General features: G+C 41.8%; 8 protein-coding genes. 2 read left to right on the top strand and 6 right to left on the bottom strand.

Features of this window, described 5'->3' with window-relative positions:
• Window positions 1–16: 16 nt before the first annotated feature.
• The 6 genes from O0V13_RS00715 to uvrA all read right to left on the bottom strand — a co-directional run bounded on the left by O0V13_RS00715 (window position 17) and on the right by uvrA (window position 11,438).
• Entirely contained in the window at window positions 17–397 is a 381-nt protein-coding gene (locus tag O0V13_RS00715; protein WP_268033075.1) for a VOC family protein, read from the bottom strand.
• Between the two features lie 9 nt (window positions 398–406).
• Entirely contained in the window at window positions 407–2,194 is a 1,788-nt protein-coding gene (locus tag O0V13_RS00710; RefSeq protein ID WP_268033074.1) for a M14 family metallopeptidase, read from the bottom strand.
• Between the two features lie 90 nt (window positions 2,195–2,284).
• Window positions 2,285–3,943 (bottom strand): alpha-glucan family phosphorylase, encoded by a 1,659-nt coding sequence (glgP, locus tag O0V13_RS00705; protein ID WP_268033073.1) that lies wholly within the window; start codon window positions 3,941–3,943, stop codon window positions 2,285–2,287.
• A gap of 166 nt (window positions 3,944–4,109) precedes the next feature.
• Window positions 4,110–5,768 carry a carboxylesterase/lipase family protein gene (locus tag O0V13_RS00700; RefSeq protein WP_268033072.1) on the bottom strand — a complete coding sequence of 553 codons (1,659 nt, stop codon included), beginning with the start codon at window positions 5,766–5,768 and terminating at the stop codon, window positions 4,110–4,112.
• Window positions 5,769–5,918: 150 nt separating this feature from the next.
• Window positions 5,919–8,450, bottom strand: a complete 2,532-nt coding sequence (locus O0V13_RS00695) for a M14 family metallopeptidase (protein ID WP_268033071.1) — start codon at window positions 8,448–8,450, stop codon at window positions 5,919–5,921.
• A gap of 174 nt (window positions 8,451–8,624) precedes the next feature.
• Complete coding sequence (gene uvrA, locus O0V13_RS00690) at window positions 8,625–11,438, bottom strand: excinuclease ABC subunit UvrA (protein ID WP_268033070.1); 2,814 nt, start codon at window positions 11,436–11,438, stop codon at window positions 8,625–8,627.
• Between the two features lie 268 nt (window positions 11,439–11,706).
• On the opposite strand from uvrA, the gene pnuC reads away from it, so the two are divergent.
• Together pnuC and O0V13_RS00680 are read left to right on the top strand one after the other, a co-directional pair.
• Window positions 11,707–12,327 carry a nicotinamide riboside transporter PnuC gene (gene pnuC / locus O0V13_RS00685; protein WP_268033069.1) on the top strand — a complete coding sequence of 207 codons (621 nt, stop codon included), beginning with the start codon at window positions 11,707–11,709 and terminating at the stop codon, window positions 12,325–12,327.
• Window positions 12,311–12,850 carry an ATP-binding protein gene (locus tag O0V13_RS00680; RefSeq protein WP_268033068.1) on the top strand — a complete coding sequence of 180 codons (540 nt, stop codon included), beginning with the start codon at window positions 12,311–12,313 and terminating at the stop codon, window positions 12,848–12,850. The genes pnuC and O0V13_RS00680 overlap by 17 nt, the downstream gene beginning before the upstream one ends.
• Window positions 12,851–12,852 lie beyond the last annotated feature (2 nt).

The raw sequence follows: 12,852 nt of genomic DNA, 5'->3' as shown, positions 1-12,852 counted from the left end.
CAAGGTTTCTCCAAGGTCAAATTGTTAATTCTATCAAGTTCCCTTCGGGGTCTTGGACGACGGATTCATAATAGCCATCTCCAGTGGTTCTTGGGCCATCCACCACTGGGATTCCTTTTTTCTGAAATAGAGCTGTCATTTCATCCACCTTTTCTTTGGAACCCAAGGAAATTGCTACGTGGGCATAACCGATTTGAGGGCCTTCAGAGCCGGACTTTATATCCTGTCTCTGCATTAATTCAATCCTTGCTCCTGATTCAAATGACAGAAAATAAGAGCTAAATCCTTTTTTGGGATTATGATATAATTCTCCTGAAGTCAAACCCAAGTTTCCACAATACCATGATTTCATGGCTTCCAATTCTCCAACCCAAATTGCTAAATGCTCTATTTTCATATCAAAAACTTACCATTCTCTACCTACCGGAATGACTTTCCAGTTTTGATCAATGTATGGAGTTTGTTCATAAAACCAGCTGTAAATTCTTCTTGGACTATTTGCCAGTTCAGGATCAGCAGCTTTGGCCTCTTCTAATTTTTGCTTGAGTTCGGGGTTTTTCTCCATCATTTGCTTCATCATCGGTTCCATGATGTAGGTTTCCATATACTCAGTTCGGGAGAAAATGGTATTGAAAAAGCCCCATTGAAAAAAGCTGTCAACTGATTCTTCTTCCAGTAAAACAACTAACAATTCTTTCAAATCCTGATCGGTAGAAATCCTGACAGATCCAGGAAGAAAAGTCTGAGAACGGGAGATTTTTTCAGTTTCAAAGTTCTGAACCCGCATCATTCCTTCGTAAGGCTGATTGCCCATTTTGTAGTCCGTCACTTTGGAATACTCCAATTCTTTTTCTTGTGGAGAAGAGATAATTTCCATCTCGACCCCATGTTTCTGGAGTTTTTCGATCAAATCACTCCATTCAGAAGAAATCCAATAAGCTTTTGGAATCTCAACACTCTGAACAGGCACATCCATCAAAAGACTAGGCACTTTTTGAGAAATAGCTTTTGCATCCCAAACCACATAGTCGGCACCTGTGATTTCAGATTTTTCTTTGTGAGAAGCAATGGCCTTGAAATCCATCGTGTCGGCAGGTGTGTCGCGGAAGGCAAATTTTACTGGCAAGCTTTTTTCCTGTTGGTTTTGATCGTTAGCAACTGCCTTTCGGATTGTTTGATATTGCTTGGAAATACTTTTGATAGCTTGTTCCAGGAATACATATGTTCCCAATACCCGCTGACGGAAAGGCTTCAACGAATGGTTTTCTATCAAAATAGAAGGCATATGTCTGACATCGCCATAAGTATGGGAGAAGCGTGGGCTAAATGAAAAAGCGACATTTCCTTCTGTAAAATCATCTCCATTGGCTGCAAATAATAACGGTCCGGGAATGTGCCCAGCTTTGCTCAAGGCCTGGTCTACTTCAGGCTGAAAGTCCTCAAAAAGGAATTTGCTAATTGAAGGGGAATAGCCACCCGTCTTCACGTAGCCATAGGTGACGTCATATTGATAATCCGCCCCATCGGTCACGTGGACATCAACATATAAATCCGGATCATATGCGTTGATGACGTCAATAACAGCATCGATTCCAGCGGTTTCAATTTTTGTATAATCTCTGTTGAGGTTCAGGTTTCGAGCATTTGTTCTCCATCCCATTTCCGCAGGACCTCTCTGATTGACCCGACCATAGGCACTTCTTCTTTCATGGCCATCCACATTTAGGATGGGGATAAAAAGGATGTTTGCTTCATCCAACAATCCGCTTTTGTTTCCATGTGCGATATCTCGAAAAAGCATCATTCCGGCATCTTTACCGTCGATTTCTCCTGCATGGATCCCTCCATGGAAAAAGAGAAGAGCCTTGTCTTCCTTTGCTAAAAATTCTGAATCGAAATTTTTGCTTTTGGAGGCGATTAGCATCCAGATATCTCTACCTTGTTCACTTTTTCCAATGGACTTCAAAGTCAAATAAGGGCTGGAATCTGCTAATTTTTTCACCCATTCAGTGGTTACATCATAGGTTGGAGATTCTGTCAATCCACTTAGTTCTCCCGGAGTCACCCAAGGATTGTCTGATCCGACAATCAATGTTTCAGAGGATCCAGACCAAGGTAAAAGTGGAGGCATTACTTCTTGAGCCATTGTAGAAAAGCAAGAGAAAAGAAATGCCAGTAGTAAAGATTTTTTCATTCGAATTCAGATTTGTGCATGAATGTAAAAGCTCAATCCGGAATATCCGACTTGAGCTTTGGTGATTGACTTTAATTGTCTAGGAACGGTTTATCCTTTATACATCAATTCATAATATTCCTTCGCCATCCGGTTACTTTCAAAGTACCCGACCACATCAGTCATCCCTTTTTGGACGATTTTTCTCCACTTTTCTTTGTCATCGTAGTAGGTTGGCAAAATTTCATTTTCCAGAATCTCATAGAGCTTATTCAAGTCATATTCATCTTGCTCTTGGATATTCATGGAGGCATAATTTGGAGAAGGTACGATAAAGCAGTTTTCTCCATGTTCGGCAAATTCACAAATCCAACCGTCATAGGTAGAGAAATTGACGCTTCCGTTCATGGAGGCTGTCATACCAGAAGTTCCGGAGGCTTCCCGAGGTACACGTGGATTGTTTAGCCAAATATCCGAAGCTTGCTTGAGACGTTTACTCAAGGTCAATTCATACCCAACACAAACGGCCATATTCGGATAATTTTTACTCAAATGCACCAGCTGATTGAAAACTGAAACTGCACCATAATCCAGAGGATATGGCTTCCCTGCCCAAATTATCTGGATTGGATATTTGGTGTTTTTCATTAGGGCATCAAATCTCCTCAAATCCCTCGTGATCAACTCAGCCCTTTTGTAGCTGGCAAAGCGTCTTGCCCAAACAATAGTCAACACATCAGGATCGAGTAGTTGTCCTGTTTGATCAGCTACTATTTCAAAGGCTCTTTTTTTTAGATATCGTTTTCTATCATCAAAAGCTGTCTGATCTCCAGTATTCTCAAAGTTATAAAGCTGCTTGTCGGCCCAGTATTTATAGTTCTGGGAATTGGTGATATGTGTGATTTCAGGAATATCAGGATAATCTTTCCACATTTCCCGACTGACCTGGCCATGAAGTCTGGATACCCCATTAGCTTTTCTGGAAAATCGTAGCGCTGCAAGACTATGATTGAAAATATCACCTTTCATGCCAGTCAGTTCTTTGACTTGATCGACTGTAAACCCATTGAAAAAGCTCATTTTGTTAAGCAAATAGTAATCATGCTTTTCATTTCCTGCTTCCTCTGGTGTGTGGGTGGTAAATACTAAGCACTTCTTCACTTCCTCTTTGGAACCGAATTTTTTCAATAGGTGAAAAACAGAACTCACTCCGTGCGCTTCATTGAGATGATAGACATCCGGATTAAAGTTCAATTCATCCAACAATCTCGCGCCACCAATTCCCAAAATCATACATTGAGCGATTTTCGCTGCAGTATCAGAATCGTAAAGCTTATGTGTAATCGTTTGACTCAAATAATCATTTTCAGGTGTATCCGTGCTGAGCAGAAAAAGAGGAGCTGCATTGAAAGTTGTTGGAGCTAGATAATATGCCTTTATCCAAACAGGAACGTCATGTACAGTAATTTGATATTTGATTCCGGTATCTTCTAGAAAACTATAGAGTTTTTCATACCATTCCGGTTTCAGCGTTTGATCTTGATTTCGGCCTTGATCGTAATATCCATATTTCCACAAAATCCCGATCCCAATCAGATTTTGTTTTAATTCGTATGCACTTCGAAGGTGAGATCCTGAAAGGAAACCCAGTCCTCCAGAATAAATTTTTAGCGGTTGATGGATGGCAAATTCCATGGAGAAATAAGCCGTTTTGGTAGTGTATTCAGGGGCAACCTGATAAGGCACCTGAAAGTTTTTGAAATCTGTCATAGGTTGCTAATTGAAAGTAAAATAGGGATTCGGAACCTGGAGAGGGATGGGTTTTATTGTTAAAAGTCGAGGGTCAAACTCCTTGGATTCCTATAGTATATCTTCTAAAAATAGAAAAAAACAGGTCCAATAGAAATACTGAACCTGTTATTAAATCAATAATATATTAGGAACTGAGCGCCATCAGTCCATTTCCGTCTGGTTTGTTTTTGAGCTCGCAAGAATCGTTCAAAATCATGGTTTCCATATTTTTGGAAGTGTAGCTTGGCCAAGAGGGTAATTTATCGGTATTGGGATCTCCTGTTTTCATAAAAGCCAGCAAAGAACTGGACATTTTTTCGGAAAGAGCTCTTGGTCTGGCACCTCCTCCGGTATGAGTATACATTCGATCGGTATTGTCAAACCAAAAGCAAATATCTATACAGTGAAAAGCCTTCATTCTTCCATCGTACAAATTCGGTTCCCAGCCAAACCAAGCTAAATGCACTGGTGCATTTTGTTTGGATTTTGCATTAGCAGTATTGATGGCTGATTGGCGATTGGAAAGGATCATAGCCCAAAGATCGGCTGGAGAGGCTTCTGGAAAATCCTGACGATATGCGGCCAAAATAGTTTCCGATTGATCACCAAATCGAGCTTTTAATTGCTCCAATACTCCTGGAAAATCAATTTTTTCCAATTCGGCATTTGTTCTGGTAGGATTCCATTCATGGAAGGTGGTACAGACCATTAGTGGCATATCAGAGGCATGTGCTGAAGTTTCGGAGAAAAACTCTCCAACAGGAATATGAATTCCATCTGCTACCGGACCAAATCCACCTCTAAATCCAGGAGATGGAAATTCTTTTCTCATTCTTTCTTGAGCTATATAAGCAGTGTCCAAATATTCTCGCCAGCTTAAATCCTGTAGTTTGTCAAGGGTAGCAGGTGTCAAACCAGCTGCTTCCATGACATATTTTCCCAAAGTTTGGGCGTATTCCTTATCATTTGCTGAAAGCATGCTGCCGCTCAAGGCTACCCCTTTGTGGACTAAATCTTGGGATGCCGGCATTGCCATAGTTCCGGTTACCTTGGCTCCACCACCGGACTGACCCATGATGGTAACATTGTCTGGATCTCCGCCAAAATTGGCAATATTGTCTCTTACCCAATGTAGTGATGCAATGATATCCAGCATGCCTACATTTCCTGAATCTTTGTATTTGTCACCGCCAACTCCTGAAAGGTCTGTAAAACCAATTGGGCCGAGTCGATGATTAATAGAGACAAAAACGATATCTCCTTTTTTAGCCAGATTTTCTCCATGATATCCGTCTTGCTCTATTGCATTTCCATTTGTAAAACCACCTCCGTGAAGCCAAACTAAAACTGGACGTTTTTTGCCGTCTGAAATTCCATTTGTCCAGACATTGAGTTTTAAGCAATCCTCACTAACGTCATCATAATTCCAGTGATCAGCAAAGGAATAATCAGGATTTGCATAGCGGTTATCCATGATCTGTGGAGCTGTATTTCCCCACCAAATCGTTGGCTTCACACCTGTCCAGGACTCTGGCTTTTTTGGAGCCATAAATCTGTTTTTGCCAGTGGTATTTGCACCATAGGGAATGCCTAAATAGGTGTAAACACCGTTGAGGATATAGCCTCGAACTTTTCCAAAACTGGTTTCCGCTATTGCGATTTCATCTCCGATTTGAAGAAATTGATCATCTGATGGTTTTGGATTTGATGAGGAAAAAGGCTTGGCTGAGGATGCAAATGGTACTGCAGCAACCAAAGTTCCAGCCCCCACTTTTTTGAAAAAATCTCGTCTGTTGGTTTTCATGAATGGTTTGATTTTAGGGTTATTGTTTCAATTAGAAAAAATAGAAAAAGAAATTGATAATCAACAGAGTAAAATGATTTTCGGTAAGTTTTGAAATAAAAAAGCCGATCACATTACTGCAATCGGCTTCCTTTTGAGTTTTCGATCAGTTTACTGACCAACCATAAATATGGCATTGCTCAGAACCAATTTTCCAGATTCCCAGAAACCTCGGAAAATTGGATTGTCCACAAAGTAAATGATATTTCCTCTGCCTTGTCTTTCAGATCCGATAGCCAAAGTTCCTCCCATTTTTGACTTGATTTTGTAGCCGATATAGCCAGTTCTATAGGAATCATTGGAAAGGATTTTACCGGCATTACCACCATTATCCATATATGCATAATGACTGGAGCTGTTTTTCAAGGTGTAGTATTTACCACCTGTTCCGTATCCCAATGGATGAGTCACATCCATATCTACCTGATAGATGGATCCTTCTGTACCGCCCGAAATAGCTAATCTTTCACCTTCTTGATAAGGTTCTAATCTTTCAGCTTTTGCGATTTCTTCAGATTCTTTCTCAGCTGCTTTTTTCTCCTCATCAGAATCGAAAGTCTTCAAAGCAAAGCCTTCTTTGTTTGCGAAAAGATTCAAAGCTCCGTCTATTGCTATCAATTTGCCTCCAGCTTTGACCCAATCCATCACTTTGTCCAAAGCAGGCTTACTCAAACCACCGCCCCAGGTAGCTGGGATGATGATCACATCGTATTTGCTTAGATCATATCGCCCAATATTGTCCATTTCCAAGTTGGAAAGCGGGTAGTTCAATTCTTGCTCGAAGAAATGCCATACTTCTCCAAAGCCAAGAGAGGAAGTTCCCTGTCCACCGATTAGAGCCACTTTTGGAGCTTTGATTTCACGGATGTTTGGAGAGCCAAAGTCTTTGCCTTCCTCCATGTATCCAGTCATTGTGGTAGCCAATTCGATTCCGAATTTATTGGCAGCATCTGTGACTTTTTTATCAAAATCAGCGATGTATTTATTGTCTCCTTTGGTGATCAAAAGTGTCCCGGCGGGGAAGCTTTTTCCTTCAGTTTTGAATGGGAATTCAGGGTATTTTACTCTGATTCCTTCGTTGAATAGGCTGGCTAAGAATGCAGCGGCTCTAGTTCCCTGCCAATCAGCTATGTAAGCAACCGGAGTTTTTCCAACTGAATTTGGAGTGAATTCAGGGCTTTCGTAGGCTCCTGCAGGATCTAGTCTGCTTTCCAAGGCATAAGCTTCTACACCATAGGCATAAGGAAGTGACCAGCTGGTAATATCGTAAGTGATACTGTCATTCAATTGAGGATTTGGCTCGAAGAAAACTTGTGCCAAAACAGATTTTGGTTGGTAAGCCGAAATAACCACATCTTCATCTGAAGTGGAGAATGAACCGGATTTTCCTGTTTGGTAAGCGAATCCTTTCAAGCCGGATTTGCTTCCTGCCTTTCCATACAAGATTCCATTTTTATCCAAAAGCTCCAACAATTTGGCTACCTGAGCCGGGTTGCTTTCTCCTTTGATGACAAAGCTCTTGTATTGTCCTTTCGGATTGGAGGAGTTTTCATCATAGTATTTGGCAAACTCTGCCAATAATTTATCTGCATGGGCGCTGGTCATTTCAGTAGCTGACATCGCGGCGGTATAATGCCCTTCGATTCTATAGCTCAAAGTGACAGTGTCTCCAACAGCATTGAATCCACCGATTCCGGCTTGTCCGCCACCACCTTGCTCGATAGTCATCCCGATTGCACCATTGTACATTGGGTAAGTGTCACCATAAGAAGGATATAGCAAGTCAAATCGCTCTTTGGTGAAATAAAAACGGCCCATTTCATCGAAGTATTTCGCAGTGTTTTTCCCGAAAATATCTTGGAACTCATGCTGCCAAGCAGTCAATTGCTCATGTAAAGGCTCAGCCGCCGGTGCCATGTAGAATGGATTGTTGATGCCCTGCTCGTGGAAATCCAAGTGTAGCTGAGGCATCCACTGCTGGTACATTTTCAATCTCGCTTGAGATTCCACCTGTACCTGCCAAGCCCAGTCTCTATTCAAGTCAAAAAGGTAGTGGTTTGCTCTTCCACCTGGCCAAGGTTCGCTATGCTCCATAGACTGAAGATCCGGCTGAAGCGTAGTATTCATTTTTTGGTTGTACCACATAGCGTATCGGTCTCTACCATCAGGGTTGATAGCTGGATCAATGATCACCACCTGATTCTTCAACCATTCCTGAGAAGTTGAATTAGTCGGATCTGCCAAGGTGTGGAATGAAGAAATGGCAGCTTCCATTCCTACTGATTCATTTCCATGCACATTGAAAGACATCCAGTTGATTGGAATGGAAGTGCTTGGAGTTCCATCCATCAAGCCAGCTCTTTTTAGGTTGTCAGTACGGATTTGCTCCAGATTTGCCATGTTTTCGGCACTTGAAAGAATTGCAATGATCAGGGGACGCTTTTCATTGGTTTCTCCGTATTGGATCAATTTTACATTCGGGTTGTTGGCGGCGACATGTTCAAAATAGTCCACCATCCGGTGATGCGGGGTGAATCTGTCACCGGGCTTATAGCCTAGAAACTGTTCAGGGGTCTGGATTTGCGCTTGCGCAAAGCTAATTCCCAAACAGAGTAAGAGGGAAAGGAGTAAAGTTTTTCTCATAGTGTTTGATTCGTTCGATGCCGAATTTAACTGGAAAAAGGAAAGTGAGAAAACCGAAGGTGGAAAAGCATCAATTGCTTGATAGAAAAATGACTTTAAACAAAAATACCATGAAAATCGAAGCTAAGATTTTCGATTTTCATGGTATTTGAAGAGAATAGCCCTTTGGTTTTATTAAAAACTCTCCCTCAAATACATTCCTGTAAAGTTATTTTCCTCTTTTGCCAAATCTTCTGGAGTCCCGGCAAAAGTTAATTGGCCTCCTTTATTTCCACCTTCCGGTCCCAAGTCAATCACCCAGTCAGCGGACTTGATCACTTCGGTATTGTGCTCGATGATGATTACAGAATGTCCCTGATCTATCAAAGCATTGATACTATGAAGGAGCTTGCTGATATCATGAAAGTGAAGTCCGGTCGTCGGTTCATCGAAAATAAAGAGAACATGATCGGTGGACTTGGTTCCTCCTTTTCCTAAAAAAGAGGCGAGTTTTACCCGTTGAGCTTCTCCGCCAGACAAAGTGTTGGAGCTTTGACCCATGCCGATATATCCCAAACCAACTTCTTGAAGAGGGGCCAGACGATTGATGATCTGATTTTTTCCCTGAAAAAACTCCATGGCCTCATCAATACTCATCGCAAGAACATCCGAAATGTCCTTATCCTTGTATTTGACATCCAGAATCTCATTTTTGAATCGCTTGCCTTTGCAGGATTCGCAGGTTAGGTGGATATCCGCCATAAACTGCATCTCAACAGTCGTCGTTCCTTCTCCTGCACAGGCTTCGCATCTTCCGCCGTCTACGTTGAAAGAGAAAAATGCAGGTTTGTATCCTCTCTGCTTGGAAAGTGGCTGGTCAGAGAATAAGGTTCGGATTGCATCATAAGCCTTTACATAGGTTACCGGATTGGAGCGAGAAGATTTTCCGATCGGGTTTTGATCTACAAACTCTACTTGAGTGATCTGCTTGTAATCTCCTTCGATCTTGTCATATTTCCCACTTTCGTCAATGACCGTTCCGAGCATTTTTCCCAATGCCGGGTAGAGAATCTTTTTGATCAAAGTTGATTTTCCTGAGCCGGAAACCCCTGTGACAACAGTCAAGGTATTTAATGGGAATTGGACAGTCAGGTTCTTCAGGTTGTTTTCCTTGGCGCCTTTAACTGTGATACTGTCCTTCCACTTCCTATTCCCATTTTTCTGGAAAATATGCTCTTCACCTCTCAGATATTTTGCCGTATGTGTTTGTCCTGAAGCAATCAAATCATCGATGCTTCCTTGAAATAGCAGTTCACCGCCATGGACTCCCGCATCCGGACCAATGTCAATAATCTGATCAGCAGATCGCATGACTTTTTCTTCATGCTCGACTACGATTACGGTATTTCCGAGGTCCTTCAAAGTTTTCAAAACTCCGACCAATCGATCTGTGTCCCTCGGATGCAAACCGATACTCGGTTCATCCAAAATGTACATGGACCCAACCAAGGCAGAACCCAAGTTCGTTGCCAATTTGATTCGCTGATATTCTCCTCCAGAAAGGGTCGAGGTCAATCGGTTTAAGGTCAAATATCCCAGTCCAACCTGATCCATAAATTCCAATCGGCTAGTGATTTCTTTCAAAAGCCTGTTGGCTACTTTGGCCTCATGCTCTTCGAGATTAAGTTTGGAGAAAAAAACCAATGCCTCATCGATCGGCATCAAGACAATATCCGTAATGGACTTTTCTTTGATTTTGACATATGAAGCGTCTTTTCTCAAGCGCGTACCCCGACATTCTGGACAAGTGGTTCTTCCCCGGAATCTGGAAAGCATTACACGATACTGGATTTTATGAGTTTTGGTTTCCAAATCCTTGAAAAAGGCGTTTAAGCCTTTGAAATACTTATTTCCTGTCCAAAGAAGCTCTTGTTCTTTTTCTGTCAAATCTTCGTAAGCTCTATGAATTGGAAAGTCGAATTCAATTCCCTTTTTCAACAAAGGCTCAAGCCATGATCTAGAAGATTCTCCGCGCCAAGGTGCGATTGCTCCTTCGTAAATCGACAATTCTTTATTTGGAATGACCAGGTCCGGATCGATTCCTAAAACATTCCCAAACCCTTCACATCTTTTGCAAGCTCCATATGGATTGTTGAATGAGAAAAAGTTGACCGAAGGAAGTTCGAAAGTCATTCCGTCCAACTCGAATCGGTCGGAAAATCCTTTTGTTTCCTGTCCCGGGATGGTGATGGTACAATCTCCATGTCCTTCGAAAAGAGCGGTTTGAACCGAATCAGCTATGCGGAATTGGTTATCTTCATCATCTTTTCTGACAGAAGCTCGATCGATTAATACTTCGTATTTCCCTTTTGGTATTTTCTTTTCTTCCAGTAGCTCTTCTACAAAGAAAGCTTCTCCATCAATCAAAATCCGCGTATAGCCTTTTTGCAAAAGCAGCTCCAGTTCCTGATTGATTTTTCTCCCTCTTTCTACTTGAAGTGGGCATGAAATCATGACTTTGGAGCCCTCTTCAAAAGAAAGAATGTAATCGACAATATCTGAAACAGTATGATGCTTGACCTCTTTGCCTGAAACAGGAGAGATGGTTCTTCCCACTCGGGCAAAAAGCAGCTTCAAATAATCGTAAATCTCGGTGGTGGTACCCACAGTAGATCGTGGGTTCTTGGTGTTGACTTGTTGCTGAATCGCGATGGCAGGAGCTACGCCTTTGATGTATTCAACCTCTGGTTTTTCCATTCTGCCCAAAAACTGGCGGGCATAGGAACTCAAGCTTTCCACATACATTCTTTGGCCTTCGGCAAAAAGCGTATCAAAAGCCAAGGAAGATTTTCCAGAGCCTGAAAGTCCAGTTACCACCACAAATTGATTTCTTGGGATGGCAACGCTGAGATTTTTCAGATTGTTTACCCTTGCATTTTTGATGATGATAAAATTTTTGGGATCGAGAGAGTCGAGGTCTGTTTTTGCAGATAAAGTGCTCAAAGTCATAGCTGGCAAAGTTAAGAATCTAACCCTAGAAGTCCACGGAAAGTTTGCGACTTGTCGTGAATTGTCGTTCGGTAGTCTTAAGCACCATGTACCAAGTACAAAGTCCGATGCCCTATGTCAAAAGGTAGGGTATAAAAATCAATGGCAAGCTTTGGAAGAGAAACAGAATTCATAAGTTGGCTTCAAGGATCTAAAAGTGAATTCACCTGATATATCCTTCCAACTTTTAACTTTCGAAATTTTCAACAATTATCCCTTTCTTCGCATCATGGATATCAACTTCCTATTGGATGGACTCAGAGAAGGGATTGCCGCCATGACTTGGCTGGAGGCTATCGCTGCCTTTTTGGGGATTGCCTCTGTGTTTTATTCCATGAAAGAGCATATTTGGGTTTATCCGACTGGGATTGTTTCGACTTTGATATATGTTTGGATTTGCTTCCAATTCAAGTTGTATGCGGATATGGGCATCAATGCCTATTACTTTAGCATGTCTATTTACGGTTGGTATGCTTGGACTCACCCGAAGGAAAATGAGGCGCTTTTGCCAACCACCTGGCTGAGCTCGAAAGGTTGGATTACCTCTCTTTTGTTATTTGCTGGCTCCTATGTTGTTTTATCGACAGTCCTGTCCAATTTCACAGATTCTGATGTTCCCTATTGGGATTCTTTTACGACTTCCTCGGCATTTGTCGGCATGTGGCTGATGGCCAAAAAGAAAGTGGAAAACTGGTATTTCTGGTTATTGACAGATTTTGTTTCCATTCCGCTTTATTTTTACAAAGGATTGATACTTACCTCATTCCAATTCGTGGTCTTTACAATTTTGGCAATTTTAGGATTGCTCGCCTGGATCAAATCAGCCAATGCTCATGCCTCCAATTCATAAAGTTCTCATTTTAGGTCCTGAATCCACGGGGAAGAGTACACTTGCTGAGGATTTGAGCAATCACTTCAAAGAGCCCTGGGTAGAGGAATATGCCCGTGAATATTTGGAGGAGATAGCTCGACCTTATGTGTATGAGGATTTGGTAGAAATAGGGAAAGGGCAAATGGCTTTGGAAGATCAGCAGACTTTGGAGTCCGAGCGGTTGCTTTTTTGTGATACCGACCTTCGTGTGATTCAAGTTTGGTCCCAATATCGGTTTGAAAAAGTAGATCCTTGGGTCCTTGAGGAAATCCAAAAAAGGACATATGATTTGATCTTACTGACCGATGTGGATTTGCCTTGGGCGCCTGATCCTCAGCGGGAATATCCTGAGCTGGAGATGCGTCAATTCTTTTTGGATTGGTATGAAAAACTGGCGATTGAAAGTGGCTTTCCTTGGTATAAAATTTCTGGTTCGAGGGAAAAAAGATTAAAAGATTCTGTCAATCACATTCAAAAGACTATTTTTGGTCAAAAGACCTAAAT

Origin of the sequence: Algoriphagus sp. PAP.12 (assembly GCF_026652115.1) — a bacterium.
Lineage (GTDB): Bacteria > Bacteroidota > Bacteroidia > Cytophagales > Cyclobacteriaceae > Algoriphagus.
Note: the sequence above shows the minus strand (reverse complement) of the source record. Positions and strands in the feature narration are given on the sequence as shown.